The 19,818-nt window shown below is 66.1% G+C and carries 17 protein-coding genes and 1 pseudogene; 9 read left to right on the top strand and 9 right to left on the bottom strand.

What is annotated here, in order from left to right; genetic code table 11:
• Positions 1-69: 69 nt before the first annotated feature.
• The 3 genes from helR (at position 70) to OG246_RS14600 (ending at position 3,103) form a co-directional block, all read left to right on the top strand.
• Entirely contained in the window at positions 70-2,253 is a 2,184-nt protein-coding gene (gene helR, locus OG246_RS14590; RefSeq protein WP_266461203.1) for an RNA polymerase recycling motor ATPase HelR, read from the top strand.
• 82 nt (positions 2,254-2,335) lie between these two features.
• Complete coding sequence (locus OG246_RS14595) at positions 2,336-2,548, top strand: HEAT repeat domain-containing protein (protein ID WP_266464201.1); 213 nt, start codon at positions 2,336-2,338, stop codon at positions 2,546-2,548.
• Between the two features lie 171 nt (positions 2,549-2,719).
• On the top strand, positions 2,720-3,103 hold the full coding sequence (locus OG246_RS14600; RefSeq protein WP_266461206.1) for a DoxX family protein: 384 nt from the start codon (positions 2,720-2,722) through the stop codon (positions 3,101-3,103).
• A gap of 101 nt (positions 3,104-3,204) precedes the next feature.
• On the opposite strand, the gene OG246_RS14605 is transcribed toward OG246_RS14600, so the two are convergent.
• Positions 3,205-3,567: an SCO4225 family membrane protein gene (locus OG246_RS14605; protein WP_266461209.1), complete on the bottom strand. Its 363-nt coding sequence runs from the start codon at positions 3,565-3,567 to the stop codon at positions 3,205-3,207.
• A 232-nt stretch (positions 3,568-3,799) separates the two neighbouring features.
• Between OG246_RS14605 and OG246_RS14610 the strand changes: the two genes are divergently transcribed.
• Complete coding sequence (locus OG246_RS14610; RefSeq protein WP_266461213.1) at positions 3,800-4,138, top strand: hypothetical protein; 339 nt, start codon at positions 3,800-3,802, stop codon at positions 4,136-4,138.
• Positions 4,139-4,678: 540 nt separating this feature from the next.
• Here OG246_RS14610 and OG246_RS14615 read toward each other — a convergent pair.
• Positions 4,679-5,737 (bottom strand): asparagine synthase-related protein, encoded by a 1,059-nt coding sequence (locus tag OG246_RS14615; RefSeq protein ID WP_266461217.1) that lies wholly within the window; start codon positions 5,735-5,737, stop codon positions 4,679-4,681.
• Positions 5,738-5,988: 251 nt separating this feature from the next.
• Between OG246_RS14615 and OG246_RS14620 the strand changes: the two genes are divergently transcribed.
• Complete coding sequence (locus tag OG246_RS14620; protein ID WP_266461221.1) at positions 5,989-7,053, top strand: aldo/keto reductase; 1,065 nt, start codon at positions 5,989-5,991, stop codon at positions 7,051-7,053.
• Positions 7,054-7,456: 403 nt separating this feature from the next.
• A pseudogene (locus OG246_RS14625) lies at positions 7,457-8,128 on the top strand (transcriptional regulator); the annotation flags it as partial.
• On the opposite strand, the gene OG246_RS14630 reads toward OG246_RS14625, so the two are convergent.
• Both OG246_RS14630 and OG246_RS14635 read right to left on the bottom strand, forming a co-directional pair.
• Positions 8,109-8,771: an HAD family hydrolase gene (locus OG246_RS14630; protein ID WP_266461230.1), complete on the bottom strand. Its 663-nt coding sequence runs from the start codon at positions 8,769-8,771 to the stop codon at positions 8,109-8,111. The pseudogene OG246_RS14625 and the gene OG246_RS14630 sit on opposite strands and share 20 nt — an antisense overlap.
• Positions 8,772-8,803: 32 nt before the next feature.
• Complete coding sequence (locus tag OG246_RS14635) at positions 8,804-9,844, bottom strand: hypothetical protein (protein WP_266461233.1); 1,041 nt, start codon at positions 9,842-9,844, stop codon at positions 8,804-8,806.
• Positions 9,845-9,945: 101 nt separating this feature from the next.
• Here OG246_RS14635 and OG246_RS14640 point away from each other — a divergent pair, with 101 nt between their 5' ends.
• Positions 9,946-10,521 carry a hypothetical protein gene (locus OG246_RS14640; RefSeq protein ID WP_266461236.1) on the top strand — a complete coding sequence of 192 codons (576 nt, stop codon included), beginning with the start codon at positions 9,946-9,948 and terminating at the stop codon, positions 10,519-10,521.
• Here the strand turns inward: OG246_RS14640 and OG246_RS14645 are convergent.
• The gene (locus OG246_RS14645; protein ID WP_266461238.1) at positions 10,514-10,720 is read right to left on the bottom strand and encodes a DUF397 domain-containing protein; all 207 of its coding nucleotides are present in this window, start codon (positions 10,718-10,720) and stop codon (positions 10,514-10,516) included. The two genes, OG246_RS14640 and OG246_RS14645, sit on opposite strands and share 8 nt — an antisense overlap.
• Entirely contained in the window at positions 10,717-11,565 is an 849-nt protein-coding gene (locus OG246_RS14650; RefSeq protein WP_266461240.1) for a helix-turn-helix transcriptional regulator, read from the bottom strand. The genes OG246_RS14645 and OG246_RS14650 overlap by 4 nt, the downstream gene beginning before the upstream one ends.
• A 147-nt stretch (positions 11,566-11,712) precedes the next feature.
• Here OG246_RS14650 and OG246_RS14655 point away from each other — a divergent pair, with 147 nt between their 5' ends.
• Complete coding sequence (locus OG246_RS14655; RefSeq protein WP_323178297.1) at positions 11,713-12,417, top strand: ATP-binding protein; 705 nt, start codon at positions 11,713-11,715, stop codon at positions 12,415-12,417.
• A 12-nt stretch (positions 12,418-12,429) separates the two neighbouring features.
• Here OG246_RS14655 and OG246_RS14660 read toward each other — a convergent pair whose 3' ends face one another.
• From OG246_RS14660 to OG246_RS14670, 3 genes are all read right to left on the bottom strand, one after another.
• Positions 12,430-15,570 carry a DUF3427 domain-containing protein gene (locus OG246_RS14660; RefSeq protein WP_266461243.1) on the bottom strand — a complete coding sequence of 1,047 codons (3,141 nt, stop codon included), beginning with the start codon at positions 15,568-15,570 and terminating at the stop codon, positions 12,430-12,432.
• Positions 15,571-15,982: 412 nt separating this feature from the next.
• On the bottom strand, positions 15,983-16,999 hold the full coding sequence (locus tag OG246_RS14665) for an SEC-C domain-containing protein (RefSeq protein WP_266461246.1): 1,017 nt from the start codon (positions 16,997-16,999) through the stop codon (positions 15,983-15,985).
• A 193-nt stretch (positions 17,000-17,192) separates the two neighbouring features.
• A complete protein-coding gene (locus tag OG246_RS14670; protein WP_266461249.1) occupies positions 17,193-18,668 on the bottom strand; it encodes a glycoside hydrolase in 1,476 nt (491 codons plus the stop codon).
• A 325-nt stretch (positions 18,669-18,993) separates the two neighbouring features.
• On the opposite strand from OG246_RS14670, the gene OG246_RS14675 reads away from it, so the two are divergent.
• Positions 18,994-19,788, top strand: a complete 795-nt coding sequence (locus tag OG246_RS14675) for a class E sortase (protein ID WP_266461252.1) — start codon at positions 18,994-18,996, stop codon at positions 19,786-19,788.
• Positions 19,789-19,818 lie beyond the last annotated feature (30 nt).

Genomic DNA, 19,818 nt, shown 5'->3' on the forward strand with positions numbered 1-19,818 from the left:
CCGCACGTAGTGGTCGCCAAGTTGCCGCACGTAATGGTCGCCGAGCGACCCCAGATCGGAGCTGCTTAAGTGAACCCACTCAACCCGTTGACCACCAGCGCGTTCGACCTTCCCGACTGTCTCTCTCCCAAGGCCGACCCGGCGTTGATCGCCGGCGACGAGGAGCACTTCGCGGCCATCGCGGAGTGTCTCGAGCAGTCGATCGCCGAGCTGACAGACCGTCTGGATGCCGAGCGCAGGGCGCCCGGCGGCATAGGCCGGCAGGCGATGGACCGGGACATGGAGATCCACCGGCTGACCACGCGCCTGCGCGCGCTGCGTCGCTTCGGCCTGGACCTGTGCCTCGGACACATGGTCGGCGCGGACGGCCCCGACGCCACGCCCGTGTACGTCGGACGACTCGGCCTCACGGACAGCACCGGCCGTCGGCTGCTGCTCGACTGGCGCTCCCCGGCGGCCGAGCCGTTCTTCGGAGCCACCCACGGCAACCCGATGGGCCTGGCGAGCCGCCGAAGGTACCGCTGGACCGGCGGCCGGATCAGCGACTACTGGGACGAGGTGTTCACCTCGGACGGGTTCGCCGGGCACGCCGCGCTCGACGACCAGTCCGCCTTCATCGCCAGCCTGGGCAGCAACCGGTCACCGCGGATGCGAGACGTACTCGGCACCATCCAGGCCGACCAGGACGCCATCATCCGCGCGGGCTCCCGCGGCGCTCTCGTCGTCGACGGCGGCCCGGGTACGGGCAAGACGGTCGTCGCCCTGCACCGCTCCGCCTACCTCCTCTACTCCGACCCGCGCCTCGGTCACCGCAGGGGCGGCGTGCTGTTCGTCGGCCCGCACCAGCCCTACCTGGCCTACGTCGCCGACGTACTCCCCAGCCTCGGAGAGGAGGGCGTGCAGACCTGCACCCTGCGGAACCTAGTCGCCGAGGGAGCCGCGGCAGCGGTCGAGGCCGACCCGGACGTGGCCCTGCTGAAGTCGTCCGCGGACCTGGTGAAGGCGATCGAGACGGCCGTCAGGTTCTACGAGGAGCCGCCCACCAAGGGGATGACGGTCACGACCCACTGGTCCGAAGTCTGGCTCAGCGCCGACGACTGGGCCCTGGCGTTCGAAGCGGTACCCGGTACTCCGCACAACGAGGCGCGCGACCAGGTCCTGGAGGAGCTGGTCACGATCCTCATCGACAAGCACGAAAACGAAGACGACGGCGACGGTGGCGTCTCTTCTGCTCTGCTCCGCAGATCACTGCTGCAGAACAGGGAACTGCTCACGGCCTTCAACCGCGCGTGGCCGCTGCTCGAAGCGGCCGACCTCGTCGGAGACCTGTGGTCGGTACCCGCCTACCTGCGGAAGTGCGCTCCCTGGCTCGGCCCCGACGACGTACGGAAGCTGCAACGCGAGGACGCCCAGGCCTGGACCGTGTCCGACCTGCCGCTCCTGGACGCGGCACGGCAGCGGCTCGGCGACCCGGAGGCGTCGCGGCGCAGGCGTCGGCACGAAGCCGCCGTCGCCGCCGAACGGGCGGGCAGGGCCGACGTCATCGAGATCCTGCTGCGGGACAGCGAGATCGACGAGAGCCAAGGCGCGATGGGGATGCTGCGCGGACAGGACCTCCAGGACAGCCTGATCGACGACAGCGCACTGCCCGCCGCCGAACCCGACCTGCTCGCCGGCCCGTTCGCGCACATCGTCGTCGACGAGGCGCAGGAACTCACCGACGCGGAGTGGCAGATGCTGCTGCTCCGGTGCCCGTCCAGGAGCTTCACCATCGTCGGGGACCGCGCCCAGGCCAGGCACGGGTTCACGGAGTCGTGGCAGGAACGCCTGGAGCGGGTCGGACTCGACCGGATCAACCAGGCCTCCCTGAGCATCAACTACCGGACGCCGGAAGAGATCATGACGGAAGCCGAACCGGTCATCCGGGCTGCTCTCCCGGACGCCAACGTGCCGAGCTCCATCCGCAGCAGCGGCATCCCCGTCGTACACGGATCCGTCGCCGACCTGGACTCGATCCTCGACACCTGGCTCGCCGCCCACGCCGAGGGGATCGCCTGCGTCATCGGCGACCCCACATTCCGTACGACGTCCCGCGTCCGGTCGCTGACCCCGGAACTGTCGAAGGGGCTCGAGTTCGACCTGGTCGTCGTCATCGACCCGGAGACGTTCGGCAAGGGCATCGAGGGAGCCGTCGACCGCTATGTCGCGATGACGCGGGCGACCCAGCAGCTCGTCATCCTCACGAGCGCGTGACGTCGGGGGCGTAAGAACAGCGTTCGTGCTGACGTGAGTTGGTGCGGGGCCGGGACGGGGACGAGGTCCGTCCCGGCCCGCGCTGTCACCGGCGCCGACCGACGACGCCGAACCCCGGGTCCGCATGATGGCAGCCGAACTGCTGGGCAAGTTCGCCCACACAGAACCCTCCGCCACGGCAGCCCTGGAACACACCCGCCTCAACGACTCCAGCCCGGCGGTCCGCAAGGTGGCGAGCTGGTACGCCCCGGGCGGGACGATCTATCGCAAGACGGCCCGGCGCGGGGCCCGGTAGGCGGTCAAGGGGGCAAGGCATCACGGCATCGCGATGGTGGCGGCGGTGGCGGTGGCGATGGCGATGATGGTGGCGGTGACCATGTCACAATCCACCGCCCTCCCTCGTCTAAGTGTCGGAACCCCACCGGAGAGGTGGAGACGAGACGTTGAGTATCAGGAGCGTGCCCTCATGAACCTCGCACTGTGGATAGGTGCCGGACTGCTGGCCGCCGTAGCCCTGGGCGGTGGCATCACCAAAGCATTCGTGCCCAAGGAGAAACTGGCAGCGGCCAACGGTGGGGGATGGACCGAAGACATCGGCGTCGGCTTCATCAAAACCCTCGGCGTCCTCGAACTCCTGGCCGCGGTGGGCCTGATCCTGCCGGCTGTCGTCGACATCGCACCCGTGATGGTGCCGGTGACCGCCGTCTGCTGGGTCCTGCTGATGATCGGCGCGATGGTCACCCACGGCCGACTCGGCGAATCCAAGTTCGTGCTGGTGAACCTGATCTATCTGGCGCTCGCGGTCTTCATCGCGTGGGGCCGCTTCGGCCCCAACCCGTTCCACGGCTGACCGGCGCTAACGCTCAGGGATGCCGGCCTGCGGTGGAGCGCCGTTCTCACTTGGCCATTGACTACTCAAGTGGCCAAGTGAAGCGGTGTTCGCGGTGTCGATCAGCTGGTGGCCGGCTGCGGCTCCCGCACCCGCTGCCTGCGCGCGAACCGGCCGAGGAGCACGGCGTTGACCAGGCCGGACAGGGCCGTACCGACGGCGAAGATCAACGGGCTCAGCCAGGTGAGCGAGGAGTACTCCGCAGGTATCGACACCAGGAGGCCGAGGAAGCTGAACGGCGCCGTGGCCATGAGCGGGTAGGCCCCCGAGAGCCCCGGGTCCGGCCCCACGTACCAGGCGCCCAGGAAGAACCCCAGCGACGCCACAACCACAACGAGATACCCACGCGCGAGCCAGTTGTCCACCGCGGGCACCAGCAACTGGCGCAGGCGCGGGAGGTGACGCGGGCGGGAAGCATTCGGCATCGGGTGTTCCTTCGAGTCGGTCCGGGTTGGCGATCTCCACGATGGATTGCCGGGCGCGCCAAGGCATGAGTACGGGTACTCATCGGCAGGACTGCAGGACCTACCACGCTGCTCAGACAACTCGGTGTGTACTTGGCCACCGTTTCCAGCAGCACGCTCAGTCACAACGTGGGAGTACGGAAGTGCCCATACCCGCGGGACTCCGGCAGGGCAGCTGTGTCAGCCTGCGGACATGGCAGAACTGCGCGTACATGCAGGCCGTCACTACGCGATCCAGTTCCACTACGCCTTGCCGGACGACGCATGGTGTGTGGAACTGAGCGAGGCCGTACCGGCGCCGGCCGCGTGGGCGGAGATTCCCAACGCAGAGACTCACCTTCCAGGAACTGCCTTCGTGGTGGCGGTGATACCCGACGAGGATCCGGGTCTGGAGCCGACTGTCCACTTCCACAGCCACGACGAGCACGTCATCCCCTACGAGATCGTGCGCTGGTTCATGGAGCACGTGGCAGAGCAAGTTGAGCGCTGCCGCCTCGCGTTTGAGCAGGGAGAACCTGAGACAGCGGACTGATCCGGCAGCGCTCCACGTAGGGCCAAGCCGCGAGTTGCCCTGTACCGACCGTGAGTTGCCCCCCGGCTACCGAGCCGCGTCCCACCCGCAGCCGCAAGCCGCCGAGCCAACCCGGCGTGCGCGGCCGGTCGAATGCGCCCCGAAACCACAAACCCTCCTGCACCCGGGACTACAGAGAAACCCTGCCCCCTGCTTCCCCCGCCGCCCCCTTTCGGCCGCCCGGCCAAGCTCAACTCGCGGTGCAGGGGCGAGAGTCAGGAGTGGAGCGAAGCGGAATCGGCGCAGCCGACGCCCGAAGGGCGCTCTTGACGCTCACCCCGGAACCGCCACACTCGGCAAACCCGGGCGGCCTTGGGTGCCCGATAGACAGACGCTGCCTGTCACACGCCTGTTCAGCTGGGCAGGAATCGCCACTGCTACGGAATCGCAGGCCTCTCACTTAGCGACAACTCCGCTGACTGGATGAGCCGCTGCCGACCGGTCTCAACCACAGAGGCCACGGCCTGTGCCGTACAAGAAGACGGATACGAACCGCCTGCATCATGGTGCCGGCACCGCAGCCGGTGTGGGCAGGGAGCGTAAGGCGGCCTCCATGGCCAGAGGCCGGTAGAGCTCGCTGGCCCCACGCCCAGTAGTGGCTACGGTCGCGCACTCCGAGATCAGCTCGGCGGGGTCCAGCAAGCCCTGACGGGTGAGGATCGATGTGGGCAGCCATTGGGACAGGAGCGGCAGGCCGTTCTGAAGCATGGCCGCTTCGCAGGTGGCTGCGAAGTTCTCCCGCAGCGGAGGGCAGACGACCTCGCGGGAGTACCCGGCCTGTTCCAGGCGGAGACGCATCAGCTGCTTTCCACGCCGCCATGCCAATGGCAGCGATTCGCCGAATCGCAGCACGAGTGGGGTGGCCAAAGGGCTGATGGGCCACAGACCGTGACGCATGGCGGTCGCGCTGTGGACAGCGAGGGCGAGGAGAGTGGAGGCGTGGAGTACGGAAGCGGGCGCCAAGTCGTCCGCGATGTGAGGCAGGGTGTCCCGGGCGCGGGGGCCGAGGTGGTCGGGTACGGGGTGCAGGTTCCATGGGTCGCCGGTGAGGGCTCGTTCCTCTGGCCGTTGGAAGCACAGCTCGTCGCCGCCGACTCCGGTGAACACCCACCGAGCACCGGCAGCGCTCAAGCGGCTGTACAACTCGTTCATGGCTTCGGCGTAGGTGCCGTCCGTGGGGCTTGTGGGCAGGCCACTTGCGCGGGGCCCGCTGGGGTGGAAGGGCCCGAATTCTGCGACGGGTACGGTCAGATCGGGGCCGAGGCGGGCGCGTGCGACGATCTCTTTGCGCCGCCGGTGCTGCTGCTCACCGACACTCCCGCCAAGCGTGAGCGCCGCAGTACGGACCGGTCCGACGGTCTCGGCGAGGGCGAGTGCGGTCATGGAGCTGTCCATGCCGCCGGACAGCTCCACCACGCAGTCGTCGGTGGACAGCGGCCGGGCTGAGATCTCGCTCCGTAACAGGGCGCTGAATGCCTCCACGGGATCGGCGTCGGCCAGCAGGATGCGGGGCCGGGAGTGCAGGGCGTTCTGACCGCTCTTCGGTGACGGCTGCGGCATCCGGTGGGCCTGTGCCGGGCTGTGACTGTGGGCCTGAGGCTTTCGGCGTGGAGTACCCGGACCCTCAACTGTGGAGTGGCCCGGACCGGACTGCTCGTCTCATTCCGGACGGGTCGCCGGTGAGGTCGATACGCCTTCCTAGGAGTGCGGCACCTAGGTTGGTGCGGCCTTCCTGGGTGCTCTCGCGTGGTCGAAGCTGCTGATGGCAGGCCACCAGGCCGCCCCGCCCACAGCAGAGGAGATGGCGCAGCATGACCATGTTGAGCACGTACTTCACGCTCGGCCGCACCGGGCTGAAGGTGAGCCCGCTGGCCCTGGGCACGATGACTTTTGACGACGGCAGCTGGGGTTCGGCACAGGAGGCGTCCTTCTCCATCGTCGACCGCTACCTGGAGGAGGGCGGCAACTTCGTCGACACCGCCAACCAGTACAACGGCGGAGTGTCGGAGGCCACCCTCGGCGCGTACTTCGCACAGCGCCCCGGCGTCCGCGACCGCATCGTGCTCGCGACGAAGTTCGGCGGCACCCTGCACCCCGATGACCCGAACGCCGGCGGCGCCGGACGCAAAGCCATCCTCGCGCAGCTGGATGCCTCTCTGCGGCGGCTGAACACTGACTACATCGACGTGTACTGGATGCACCAATGGGACCGGCACACCCCCCTGGAGGAGACCCTCTCCACACTCAACGACCTCGTCCGTACGGGCAAGATCCGCAGTCTCGGCCTGTCCAACACCCCCGCCTGGTGGGTCGCCCAGGCCGCTACGACCGCGCAGCTGCGCGGCTGGGAATCCATCGCGGCCGTCCAGGTGGAGTACTCGCTGCTCGCACGGACCGCCGAGGGCGAGCAGTTCGGCGCCGCCCGCGCCTTCGGCCTGGGCGTCACGCCCTGGAGCCCGCTGGCCTCCGGGGTCCTCTCGGGCAAGTACACCCGTACCAGTGGCCGGCACACCGACTCCAGGCGCACCGGATACACTGCGCCACTCCTGACGGAGAACACCTACGTCCTTCTGGACACACTGGAGCGCATCGCCCGAGACCTCGGCACCACCGTCGCCCGGGCGTCCCTGGCCTGGGTGCGCCAGCAGCGGCCCGTCACCTCCGTTCTCATCGGGGCCCGCACTCCGGCACAGCTGGAGGACAACCTCGCCTCAGCAGAGGTAACCCTGGACGCGGCTCATCTCGCCGAGCTCGACGACCTCACGGCCCCGTCCCTCAACTATCCCCATCCCTTCATGGACGAGGTCGGCATCGGCTACCAGCAAGGCAACACCACCATCAACGGAGTCACCTCCTCGGCCTTCCGGCGATCCTGACCTCAGCACCGAAGACGAGGGCGCCTCGGCGCGTTCTCCGGTTTCGGAGGGAGTCCAGACGGAAGAACGGCCATGCCTGTTCAGACAGCTCCAAGACGACTGCCCGCCCAGGGCAGCTGTCGTCCCTCTGTCGTAGTCATCACGGAGAGCGGCCACAACCAACGTCGGTGTTCTGGACGCCCATTCGTGAGTCCTCGGTCCAGCTGTGCAGCGTGGATCCGCTCCCGCGCATAGCCGTCACGGAGGCGCGGTCACAACCAATCTCATGGTTCTGTCCGTAGTTTCGTCAAATTCCGACGGACCGGCACGCAGCAGCATGCCGGGAGTCCTGCCGGGCGCAGAAGCGGGCGTCATCGAGGGTCCTACGCGACGTCGCCGAGAACCCAGCAGCGCGTGCGACGCACTTCTGCTCGCTCTCCAAGCCGCAGGCGAAGCCGACGACCCGCTGCTCGGCTCGGCGATCCTCGCGCACATGGCGTTCATCCCGGGCTGGGCGGGCGACCGCGACGCGGCTCTGGAGCGGATGATCGCGGCACGTACATACGCCCGCCGTGCGCCCGCTTCCGCGGAGTTTCGTGCCTGGCTCGACGCCGTGGAAGCGGAGTGCGAGACACGGTGTGGCGACACTCGCACTGCCCTCCACCTGATCGGGCACGCCGAGGATGTCCTCGCCACCGGGAACGAGCACCCCTCGCCCGAGTGGATGGACTGGTTCTCCCTGGCCAGACTGGCGGCGTTCAAGGGCAAAACGCAGCTGATCGCCGGACACCTTCCTCAGGCGCGCGACTCCTTGCTCGGCGTCCTGGACGAAATGCCGTCGAGCGAGGACGAGCGGCGAAGTGTCGTGTTCGGGGATCTGGCCGCCGTCGAGGCCGCTTCCGGAAATCCGGAGCAGGCGTGTACATACGCGGGACAGGCTCTCGATCAGCTGGCGCTCACGTGGTACGCCACTGGCATGGACCGTGTGCGCGAGGTACGGCGCGCGCTCGCGCCGCATCAGCACGAGCGCGGCGTACGAGACCTCGACGACCGGCTCTACGGATGGTCGACGACGGTCAGCGCGCTGAGCCGTTGAAGTCGACGATGAGACCGGACAGTTCGAGGAGGCTGCCGATACGGAACGGCGGCAGCTCCCGAGCCTCAGAACTGTTCCACTGGATCGTGGCCCAGGGACCACGGCGTACGAGCGCGGTGTGCATCCCGGCCTCAACAGCGGGGCGGATGTCGTTGTCGCAGCGGTCCCCGACGTAAAGGATCTCGTCACCGTCGAAGGGCACCACGGCAGCCACGCGCTTGAAGAACTCCGGGTCGGGCTTGCCGGCACCCCAGTCGTCCGACGTCCCGATCAGATCGACGTCATCGGAGAACAGCGAGCGGAGAATGCGCCCGGCTCGCACGGTCTGGTTGCCCGCGATACCGAGCCACAGCCCGTCGGCCCGGAGCTCGGCGAGGGCGGGACGCACATCCGCGTACAGGTCCTCTTCCCCGAACGTCTCCGCCTGCTCGGCTGCCGACCGCTTCTCGCGCTCTTCGTAGAGGTCGAACCCAGGACGGAACTCCTGGAAGGTGTCTCTATAGTCGCGCCCCTGCGCGATGACGGCCCCGAACATCGCATGAAAGGTGTGCCGCGGCACACCCAGCCAGTCGGCCCAAGTCCCATACTCACGGGTCTCGTCCACGAGGCATTCACCAACGTCGAAGACCACTGCGCGAATCATGAGGGCAGGGTAGCGAGAGCACAATGCAGAAACTACCGGTAGGTGGGCACTGGGCAATCCAAGCAGCGGACGGACTGAGGAGCGCTGCTTGAGGCGGTGGCGCTTCCCTCGAACTCAGAGAAGCCGCCGCCGTCGTTGCGGTACACGAGGCCAATCCCGTGTTCAGCGAGCAGGTCACGGAGATCCTCGCGGGGGAGCGCTGGTGTGAGCACCATGAGGTGGAGGGGCTGATCGTGTGCGAGGCTGCTCAAATAGCGCCTTGCAAGGAGGAGTTGAGCAAGAGCTTGGGTGATCGACTCGCTTGCTGTACTGCCCGTCGGCTCATAGACAGTGTTGTTCGTCTTGTTGTAGAGGTCGAATAAGAGCTGAGTTGTCGAGTTGCGCATCGACAACTCCAGTTGGCCAATCGTTTCCCCTGCAGCGGCCTTACCTTCCTCGAAGGTGTCCGCCAGATCATCGCGGGTTGCTCCCAGCTGGTCGACGTCGGATTGATGCTGGCGTTCGCGCCTCTGACGTCGAGTCGCCCGGGCGAAGCGGCCTGCGGTGCGATTGAACCGAGACAGGGATTCGGGTGCCGGTTGAAGAGTGTCGAAAGCTTCACGGATGTAAGGGTCGATGGGGCGCAGTCGGAAGACAATTACGTTGCGATCTTGACCTAGTTCGTCTTTGGCCTCTCGTATCTCGAATGGCTTACGCTCATCAACCTTGAACTTCCCTATATATCTGTGGGTTCGTGTGTCGCTTCCTGGAACCTTGCCCACAGCGATAAATAAATGCAGGGTGCGCCCCTTTTCGGCATGCTCCAGAATTGAAGAATTTCCGCCCTCGAAGGTCTGATTGCCCCGCTTTCCGGCTCCGGTATAGGTGAATATGGGACCCCGGTCGTCGTTCTCGGCAAGCCATCCGTCACGATATCCGTAACGCTCACCGATTTTGCTGTCGGAGAAAATTAAAACGTTCCGCTTTTCCTTTGCTGGACAGATTCCGGCGTAGCCGCTGCCGCCGAGTGCGGGGTGGATCTGTGCGCGCGTGAGGATGTCGCCGGGTTGGAACCCGGACGTGGGCGTCGTCATGACTCGAGGCTAATGGTTTCAATGCTCGCGAAGTGCGGCAAGTGACGTAGGTCGCCGGAGCGGGCGTTGTGGCAGTGGCAGGCTCAGGTGAGGATGGTGTGATGGGTGAGGTGACAGGTACGGTCATCGCGGGTGTTATCGCTTTCGCATCCGCAGTCGTCGGGGCTGTGATTGCCGGTAGGTACGCCAAACGCGGAGCAGAAGCCGGCGGTCGTAAGGCAGTTGAGGCAGCGCTAGCGCAGGTACATGGCCAAGCGGCGGCGGAGCATTGGCAGTGGGTGCGCAGTCAGCGACACCAGTCCTTTGGTGCCCTCTTTGCGGCTTATGCCGCTCTCGATGAAGTGCTAGCACGCATCGCACCCGAGGTGCGAAACGGAGTTGGACTTGATGAGGCGGCGGGGCGCGAGTTGCGGGAGCGCGCACTTGAACTGCAGGCCAAAATAAGCCAATTGGCACTATGGGGGCCAAGTGAGGCAAATATATTGGCTTACGCGCTGATGGGGAAGTCGGTGGCGGCGGTGAGCTCCTTGCTGCAGGTGGAGGGTGTGGGGTCTGCAGGCTTGAGTTCAGCTTGGTCCAGCTTTGACCGGGCTAGAGAAGAGATGACGGAGGCCCATGCCGCCTTCCTTCAGAGAGCTGGAGAAATCGTCCGTGACCCGCGGCAGCCGGTCAGCTAGTGGGTTCTTGGTTCTTTGGCGGCAGAGTGTGGACGAAGCTCTGCCATGCAGCAGTGCTCAACATGAGTTGCGGTCCGGAGGGGGCCTTGGAGTCGCGTACCGCGATTGCCCTGGCGAGTGCGGCCACCTCCAAGCACTCACCCCCCATGCCGTTGCTGTAGCTGCTCCTGCGCCACGGGATGCTCGACGGCGGGATCATCGGGAGTTCTCCTCCAAGAGTCTTGTGATCAGCAATGTCGAACGCTGAGGGCTCAGCGCCAAGGCCCTGAGATGGTCGAACGCCTTCGTGTAGAGGGTCACGTCCTTGGGTTCTTCGAGGTAGACCGAATCGGTAAGTCCCTCTCGGTAGACCAAGTCTGGGTCTTCCTGCTCCGGGAAGCTGAGGATCGTGAACGACCCCGGGGTGGGATAGGCGCCCGCGTCGAACGGCAGGACCTGGACGGTCACGTTCTTCAACTTCTGCATTTCCAGCATACGTTCGAGTTGGTGGGCCATGGCTTGCCGGCTGCCGACCGTGTGTAGCAACGCACTCTGGTGGACAACTGCCCACAGGTCAGGCGCACCCTCGCTGGTGAGCAGGTCTTGGCGCCGCATCCGGACATCGACCATGCGCTGAATGTCCTCGGCGGTGTGGTCGACCCAGGCGCGACTCAGCTCGGCTGCGTACTCAGCGGTTTGCAGCAGGCCGGGGATGAACTCGGATTGATAGGTATGCAAGTGGGAAGCTGCCTGTTCGAGGCCGACGTACACCGAGAACCAAGCGGGGATCGCATCGCCGTGCGCGTGCCACCACCCCTTTGTCTTGGACTCCTTGGCCAGCGACTTCAGGAGATCACGCAGCTCATCGGGAGTGCCGTAGAAACGACACAGGGCGTCGACGTCTGAGGGTTGGACACGCCCCTGTCCCGTCTCCATGCGGTTGACCTTGGAGCTGCTCCAGTCCAGCTCTTTGCCTACCTGGCTACAGGTCAGGCTGCTGTCTTCTCGCAGCCGCTTGAGCTCGATCGCAAGACGGCGACGGCGAGCTGTGGGGGATCCGGCCATGTCAACTCCTTGTGAGTTAGCGGATGTTCCATCCCACCGGAAGGGGCTCGAAAGTCCAATCACCCTAAAGGGGGAATCCCTTCGTGCACGTTGCATGTCGAGATGGTCGCTGCAATCCTCTCACTGAGAGTCATCGATGGATCCACAGTGCGCGACGAAGCGCGTGAAGGGTGGTCGAATATGATCTACGTGAGCGGTTGCGTCGGACGAGAGCCCTGGGTGCACCAGTTCGTTGCCCAACCAGGCGAACTCTCGCAGTTGAGGCGGATGTTGAAGCTCCGGCTCATTCTGTGGGGGCTGCACGATCACGTTGACGCGGCGCAGATCTGCGTATCAGAGCTGGCAACCAACGTCATCCAACATGTTGGCGAGGGAACGCCCGTGACGCTGCGCGTGGCGCTCAGTGAGCCGTATCTGCGGATGGAAGTTGAGGACCCCGATGCGCGGGCATTGCCCACCTTGCTCGCTGCCAGTAGTGCGCTGGAGTCGGGCCGAGGAATGGCCCTCGTCGATACCTTGACGGATCACCGGTGGGGTGTATTCCTTCGAGGCGGTTCCAAGGTGGTGTGGTGTGAGCTTGCTACTGATGCGTCCGCTGAGTGTGGCCGGAATAACGGCCCCCGTGTCACGCGGGCCGAGGCGATCCTTGACCTCTATGGGGCGTGGCAACTCCCACACGGTGGAGCTATCTCTGGTAGCGGCAGAGCGCTGAGCGTGGCGGCGGCAGAAGAGGCTGCCATCGGGATGATGGCCGACGTGTTGCACTGGCTGCGTGCACACGGCTATGACCCCGATGACGTACTCGACCGGGCACAGACTCACTTCGAGGCCGAGATCAGTGAGGTTGTCTGAGTGGGAAGCCGCTTAGCTCGCTGTGATGGCAGCATACGTCCACACATCAGCCGGCAATTCGTGCTCCAGCTGCCACGTTATCGCCATCGGTTTGCTGCCCGTGTGGTCGTCATAGGCCGCAGGGCCCAGGAGCATCCACGGCTGGGACTTGCCGATGTCCGTGTTCTTGTAGCGGCGCATGAACAGGAGGACGTGGCTGCCCTGTTGCTTGTGGTTTTGGTAGCGCAGACCTGTTGGTGAGTTGGCGGCAGTCGCGTTCTGGGACTCCCAGTGGAAGAGCGTGGGGCTCAGAGCGAAGTCTTTGTAGCGGACCGTGGGGGAGAAGTCCTTCTCGTTCTTTTCCAAGGTGATGAGCAGGGCGTCGGTCTTGATGTCCTCGACCCACTGCACTCCCTGTGCGAAGGACCTGGGCATTTGGCCTCCGAAGCGGGCCACACTGAGCGCGGCGAGGATCTCGGAGCGGTTGTATGCGCTGTGGACCTTCAAGGGGATGTGGCTGTGAGGGCCCGACAGGGCGATCGGGAAGTGGTCGGACTGCTCGATGACGTACGACAGCACCTGCCGGAGTTCGTCGCGGAACACCTGCTGGGAGCGCAGAGATCCGAGGCCTTCCTCGTAGCTCGTGAAGCCACCCGCGTTGTCCCACAAGTTGAAGAACAGCATGCGGGCGTATGCCCGGTCGGTTGGACCCAGTGAGTCATAGGGCGGAGCGTCGTCGGAGAGGAGGCGGAGGTAGGCCTCGGCTCGGTCGGGGTCGTCGACGTGGAGGAAGGCGTGGACACGTTTGAGGAGGGCCGCTTCTTCCGAGGGAGCGGGGTCCTTGACCAGGCCTGCCCTCCGGAGGACGGACGTCCACGAGTTGTCGCTCTTGTACAGCTCTTTGATCTCACGGCGGCTCTCGTGGAGGTAGTCAGCCAGGCGGTGCGTGCTGTATGCCCTGACCTCGTTGACCAAAGTCTTGATCGTGGCGCCCAGTTGGGTGCGGATGTTGTCGAGTACGAGGTCCTTGGACTTGCCCTCAAGGATGATTTGGCATCCGGAGGGGAGCTGCGGGAAATCGTGCTCGATGTGATCGACGAGCCGGTTGCGGGAGAGGTTCGTCAGGGCCCGGAACTGCTCCTCGAAGCGGAACTCCGCCCTGTGCTGGCCGATGAAGTCGAGGACGGTGAGCACCGGCTTCGTCTCTGTGCGGCGTAGCCCTCGACCGAGCTGCTGGAGAAAGATCGTGGCGCTGTTGGTGGGCCGCAGGAGCAGCAGCGTATCGACGTCAGGGATGTCGAGGCCCTCGTTGAACAGGTCGACGGAGAAGATGACTTGGAGCTTGCCGTCGCGTAGGTCGGCGAGTGCCTGGGCGCGTACGGCGGCCGGTGAGTCGCTGTCCAGCGCCACGGCCTGGAAGCCAGCCTCCCGGAAGAAGTCGGCCATGAAGCGAGCGTGGGACTTGGTCACGCAGAAGCCCAGAGCGCGCATTGCTCCGGGGTTGGACACCTTGTCCCGGATCTGCTTGACCACGATGCGGGCGCGGGCGTGGTCGCCCGTGTAGAGGTTCCCGAGCTCGTTGTCGGCGTAGGTTCCCTTGCTCCACCCCAGGTTGGTCAGGTCCGTGCCGTCTGGGATTCCGAAGTAGTGGAAGGGGCAGAGGAGGTCATTCTCCAGGGCTTCCCAGAGGCGCATCTCTGCAGCGATGCGACCGTCGAAGAACTCGTCCTGGACATTGAGCCCGTCCATCCGCTCAGGAGTGGCTGTGAGGCCCAGTAGTTGCTTCGGTTCGAAGTGGTCGATGACTCGCCGGTAGGTGGCGGCGGTGGCGTGATGGAACTCGTCGATGACGATGATGTCGAAGTGGTCAGGTGCCAGCTGTTCCAGGCGTCGGACGTTGAGGGACTGGACGCTTGCGAATACGTGGTCCCAAGTCTGTGGCTCCTGGCCGCCATAGAGCAGTTCTCCGAAGGAGGCGTCATCGAGGACCTCCTGATACATGCGCAAGGACTGCTTGAGGATCTCCTTGCGGTGGGCCACGAACAGCAGTCGCGGATGACCGTTGCCATGCTTTTTGGACAGGGTTCGGTAGTCCAAGGCAGCCATCACGGTCTTACCAGTGCCGGTGGCTGCGACGAGGAGGTTGCGGTTCCGCCCTCGGATCTCTCGCTCGACGCGGAGGCGTTCGAGCATGTCCCGTTGGTGCGGGAAGGGGCGTACTTCCAAGCCCGAGAGGTTGATCTTGAGGTCGGTTTTGGGTCCTGTTCCGCTTGCCTGCGCTAGGGCTTGGTCAAGGCGTTCGCCGTGGTTGTCGGGGTCGTATGACTCAAAGGCGATGTCGTTCCAGTACGCCTCGAAGGTCGCCTCGAACTTGTTGAGTACCGCAGGCGTCGCGACGGACGACAGCCGTACGTTCCACTCCAGGCCATCGAGGAGCGCGGCCTTCGACAGGTTGGAGCTGCCCACGTACGCGGTGTCGAAGCCGCTCTTCCGGCGAAACAGCCATGCCTTCGCATGTAGTCGCGTAGACCGGAGCTCGTAGTTGACCTTGACCTCGGCGCCGAAATCGCGGACGAGCCGGTCGAGGGCATGGCGATCAGTGGCACCGATGTAGGTCGTCGTGATGACACGGATCGGTACGCCCCGCTCCTTCGCGGCGCGCAGGGAGTCTTCCAGGACTCGGATGCCGTACCACTTCACGAAGGCGCAGAGAAGATCGATGCGGTCTGCCGTGGCCAGCTCGGCTCTCAACTCCGCGCCCAGGCTGGGGTCTCCCGGGGAGTTTGTGATCAGCGAGGTTTCGGAGAGAGGCGTGAGGGGGCGGATCGCGTAGACGCCGGGAGCCTCCTGCTTGGCGAGTGCCAGCAGTTGGCGAGGGCCATCGGTGATGGTGCTGTCGATCCCGTCTGCATCCGGGTCGGGCGCGTTAGCGGCCAGCGACTGCATGATCTGGTTGGCGGCTGCCACCTGCTGCGCATGCGGCAGCTGAGTCAACCGGCGCCCGACGGCCTCGCCGATGTGTCGGGCGAGCACATTCGGTGTTGACTCTTCGCTGACCTCCGCGTCGATGGCCTTCCATCCCGCGGCCTCGAGTTTGGCTAGCTGATCGTGCAGGTCATGCGTGACGAGCTTCTCGTAGACGCCTGGATGCTTCAGTTCCCCCGACTCAGCCACGCCCGCTCCTCTGATCCCCAGTGTCGATATGGATCAGTTCTAACAGGAGTCACTGACATTCGAAGGCCTTGTGCCGAAAGGTGATCAGTACTCGGGACCAGGCCGCCAAGCCTGATCTGAAGAGGATGTTAGGCGTCCCGCTTCTTTGGCAGTGTTGTGCTTCCGCAACCGGTGTCACGGGCCGCTCCAGCACCGGTGAGAAGCGAGTGGCCCGGCATTGCGGAATGCGCGGATTGCGGGGCGGAAGGCCCGTGCATTCTGTTCGCCGCCCCTCGCCCCTCGCCCCATCAACCCGGACACGCCGATCCCACGCTTTTACGCAGGCAACCGGATGAGAGTGGAGGAGAGCGTACGGGTCCGGTCCCGTCCGGACCTGGTCCGGATGGCACCGGACGGGAAGATCGCCGGTCGGTCAGGCGGCGTCCCCGTGACACTCCCCATAAACCCGCCCCGACCCACACCAACAATCCGCCCCCCGCTGCGGAGGCCAAGCCACAGCCAGCCCCCGCGCCGCCAACGTCGTCGCATACTGCGGCAGCAACGTCGGGTCTGCCGGGGACGAGGCCTCGGACGCAGCGAACGCCTCGTACGAGGGGACCGTGCCCGTGACGATGCCCAGGTTCGGGGTGCCGGAGGACGCGAGCTCCCGTAGTGACGCCTCTATGGTCGCGAGGTGTTCCTCGTGGGAGGGGTACTCCGATTCGAGGGGCGGATACGCGGCCAGGAGTTCGGTCAGTTCTTCGGTCGGCCAGTGGAGGACCGCTACCGGGAAGGGGCGGGAGAGGGCCTCGCGGAACGTGCCGAGTTCTGCGCGTAGGCGGGAGATCTCTGCCTGGAGTTCGGCGGGGTTGTCCGAGCCCAGGGACCACACGCGTTTCGGGTCGTGGAGTTCGTCCAGGGAGATCGGGGAGGAGTGGAGGGTGTCGGCCAGGGTGTCCCAGTCGTCGTGGGTGGCGCCGAGCATGCGGCGGACGCGGTGGCGGCCGAAGAGGACGGGGCGGGTGGAGTACGGGGGTTCGGCCACGTCGGTGAGCAGGAGGGTGGCCGCTTGCGTGAACGTTTCCTGGGCCGACTCCAGCTCGTCGTGGGACTCCAGGGACTCCGCCACGATCACCCAGGGGGCCGGGTCGCGGGGGGCGGCGGCGCGGACTCCGTCGATGATCGCGCGGGCCTCCGCCTCGTGGCCGTACTCCCAGAGGTTGGAGGCCTTCAGGGCTCGTACCAGGTGGGGGTTTTCCAGAGAGTCAACGGATGACAGCAGGCGGTCGTAGAGCGCGGTGGCTCCGGGGCGGTCGCCGGCAAGTTCGAGGTGGGCCGCGGCCTGCACGAGCAGGTGTTCGGCGTCCTCCGGGTAGAGGCCGGCAGTACGTTCCAGGCGGGCTGCTTCGCCGGTGTGGTCGACGTTCTCGGCAGGCGTGTCGGGGCGCATGGTGGACACCGTACTGCCGCAGGCCTGCGGACGAGAGGGATCCGCAGGCCAGAGGCGTCAGAGGCGTGCAGGATCACACAGGAACGCACCGGCACGCACCGGCAGACACAGGCACGCACTGCCTGCCGGGCGCGCGCGGGCTCACTCGGTACGGCTCCGGCACGATCACACGGCACGGCTCACACGGCACCGATCACACCACCACCCCGTCGATCTGCAGCGTCTGCACCGCCCCCGCCGCGAACGGCACGCTCACAGATTTCCCGCTCAGGTACGTGTCCGAGCGTGCCGTGTACAGGTCACCGCTGCCCGACGTCACCGTGTTCCAGCGGGGGACCAGGCCGCCCGTGCCGCCTGCCACCGTGGTGAAGCGGGAGAGGTCGAAGGTCAGGGTCTGGGCGGAGGTGGACTTGTTGGCCGCCACGATCACCAGGCGTTTCGCCGTCGGGTCGAAGGCCGCTGTCGCGTAGTCCACTCCCGTGTTCACGATCGTCATTCCGGGGCGGATGTGGCGGCTGAACTGGGCGAGCACGTAGTACTTCGTCTGGACGGCGCCCGGCTGGAGGGTGCTCGCGTCGTACGCGATCGTCGCCCAGCCCGACGACGGGTCCATGACCTGCCAGTAGACCCAGGCCGTCGGGTGCAGCCAGCGGAAGTCGAGGAGCAGGTTGCTCGCCATGGTGAGGCCGGTGCCGTCGCCGTCGCCGTACTCGGAGTTCCACAGGCCCTTGCCGGCGGTCGTCACCGCGTCCGTGTAGAGGAGGTCACGTCGGCCGCCCGAACCCTGGTAGCCGTGTACGTTGACGCGGCTGACCAGGGCCTTCGTGGTCGAGCTGAATGAGTTCCAGGTGGTGCGGGCCAGGTCGTAGCTCGTCTCGTCCGATGCCGAGATCTTTGTCGCCGTCAGGCCTCGTTTGTCCAACTCGGTGCGCAGGTACGGGAGTACGGCCGACTGGACGGCGGCGTCCATGTGGCAGCCCTCCTGGGTGCCGGTGGCCGTCCACCAGCTGGAGGAGGGTTCGTTGAAGGGGTCGACGGTCGCGAAGCTCACGCCCCAGTTCGACTTCGCGTACAGGGCCACCGCCGCCAGGTGGGAGGCGTGCTGGCGGTAGTTCCAGGTCTGGAGGTTGTTGCCGCCGCCGGACGCGCCCGACGGGTTGTGGTTCGAACACATCCACCACATCGGGGAGTTGGCGAACAGCTCGCTCACGGCGCCCCGCTGGGTGGCCTTCACCAGTGCGGCTCGCTGCGCCGCGTCCGCGGTCCAGTCCCAGGCCGTGGACGTCGGGTCCTCGTTGTTCCAGTCCTGCCAGAAGCCCTCGATCTGCTTGAAGCCGGGGATGTTGGCGGAGGCGACCATGGACTCGCCGTTCACGCTGTTCCAGCTGCACGCGCCGAGGTTGTAGCGGGCGATGTTCAGGCCCAGGCCCGGCAGCGTCCTGCCGCTGTACGCCACCGACTTGGTGGTGAAGAAGATGTCGGCGAAGTCGTCCCGGGCGCCGAAGACGTTCGCCCACCAGGCCAGTGAGGTGCCCCAGCCCTCCCATTTCCCGTACGTCGTGGCCGGGTTGACGGCGATGGTCGCGTCCGCGTGCGCGGTGCCTGTCGCCAGGGCGCTGCCGGCGAGCGCGCCGCCCGTGGCGGCCAGCAGTGTTCTGCGTCGGATCATGGCTCTCCGTCCATCCCGCTCAACTGCCAGTCGTCCCACTGGCGTTGGGCTGCCGCGGCCTGTGAAGGCCTGTCCCGCTGATGCCATCAGGAAGCATCGGGGGTGGCGCGTGAGGTTGTCGAGGGTTGTGACAGCCCTTTCTAAAACCAGTTTATGAAGCCGTCGGATGTGGATATTCGGATGTGGACATGGGGAGTGCGCGGGGAGGATTGTGGGGCTGGTGACCTGAAGGCTCACCCCTCCGGTGACTTGAAGGGGTACCTCTCTGGTGACTTCAAGGCGCACCCCTTATCGTGCGTGCCGCCCCGGCGAAGGAGGCGTACGCATGCGGGTCACGCGGGCAGCGCGGGTTTCCGTGGTGCGGCACAGCACTCGGCGGCGGCAGGCCATGCGCAGGCGCGCCTTGTGGACCGGCGGCGAACTCCTCGTCACCCTCGGGGTCGTCCTGCTGCTACTCGTCGCCCACCAGTTGTGGTGGACCAACCGGCAGGCCCAGCACAACGCCGCGCGCGAGGTACAGGCACTGGAGAGGGAGTGGGGGGCCGCGACCCCCTCGGCGCCGGCGACGGAGGCCGCGCCGAGTGCCGCGCCTACGGAGGACGCCGGGCAGGATTCCGACGGGCAGGAGCGGAAGTCCGCGCTCAACAGCACCCGCACACAGCCCAGTTGGTCCCAGGCCTACGCCATCCTCACCATCCCCCGCCTCGGGCTCCGCGTCCCCGTCGCCGAAGGCGTCAGCAAGCAGGGCGTTCTCAACAAGGGGTACGTCGGCCACTACAAGGACACCCAACAGCCCGGCCAGGCAGGGAACTTCGCCCTCGCCGGGCATCGCAACACCCACGGCGAACCGTTCCGGTACATCAACCGGCTCAAGCGCGGGGACGAGATCAGCGTAGAGACCGAGGCCGCCCTCTACACGTACACCGTCGACAAGACCCTTCCGCAGACCTCGGCCGGAGACGGCGGGGTCATCGGCACGGTGCCGCGCAGCACCGCCCGGCCCGCGTACGGGTACAGCGAGCCCGGGTACTACATCAGCCTCACCACCTGCACCCCCGAGTACACCTCCAAGTACCGACTGGTGGTGTGGGGGAAGCTCACATCGACGCGGCCGAAATGAAGGCCCGCGGCCACGGTGAACCCCCGCAGC

Origin of the sequence: Streptomyces sp. NBC_00620 (assembly GCF_026341825.1) — a bacterium.
Taxonomy (GTDB): Bacteria; Actinomycetota; Actinomycetes; order Streptomycetales; family Streptomycetaceae; genus Streptomyces.

Bases quoted from the DNA above. Each gene is read 5' to 3' on its own strand.
- OG246_RS14630 (WP_266461230.1), bottom strand. From the start codon at position 8,771: ATGATTCGCGCAGTGGTCTTCGACGTTGGTGAATGCCTCGTGGACGAG.
- OG246_RS14645 (WP_266461238.1), bottom strand. From the start codon at position 10,720: ATGATCCCGCCGTCGAGCATCCCGTGGCGCAGGAGCAGCTACAGCAAC.
- OG246_RS14605 (WP_266461209.1), bottom strand. From the start codon at position 3,567: ATGCCGAATGCTTCCCGCCCGCGTCACCTCCCGCGCCTGCGCCAGTTG.
- OG246_RS14650 (WP_266461240.1), bottom strand. From the start codon at position 11,565: ATGGCCGGATCCCCCACAGCTCGCCGTCGCCGTCTTGCGATCGAGCTC.
- OG246_RS14610 (WP_266461213.1), top strand. From the start codon at position 3,800: ATGGCAGAACTGCGCGTACATGCAGGCCGTCACTACGCGATCCAGTTC.
- OG246_RS14615 (WP_266461217.1), bottom strand. From the start codon at position 5,737: ATGCCGCAGCCGTCACCGAAGAGCGGTCAGAACGCCCTGCACTCCCGG.
- OG246_RS14665 (WP_266461246.1), bottom strand. From the start codon at position 16,999: ATGCGCCCCGACACGCCTGCCGAGAACGTCGACCACACCGGCGAAGCA.
- OG246_RS14675 (WP_266461252.1), top strand. From the start codon at position 18,994: ATGCGGGTCACGCGGGCAGCGCGGGTTTCCGTGGTGCGGCACAGCACT.
- OG246_RS14635 (WP_266461233.1), bottom strand. From the start codon at position 9,844: ATGACGACGCCCACGTCCGGGTTCCAACCCGGCGACATCCTCACGCGC.
- OG246_RS14670 (WP_266461249.1), bottom strand. From the start codon at position 18,668: ATGATCCGACGCAGAACACTGCTGGCCGCCACGGGCGGCGCGCTCGCC.
- OG246_RS14640 (WP_266461236.1), top strand. From the start codon at position 9,946: ATGGGTGAGGTGACAGGTACGGTCATCGCGGGTGTTATCGCTTTCGCA.
- OG246_RS14600 (WP_266461206.1), top strand. From the start codon at position 2,720: ATGAACCTCGCACTGTGGATAGGTGCCGGACTGCTGGCCGCCGTAGCC.
- OG246_RS14620 (WP_266461221.1), top strand. From the start codon at position 5,989: ATGACCATGTTGAGCACGTACTTCACGCTCGGCCGCACCGGGCTGAAG.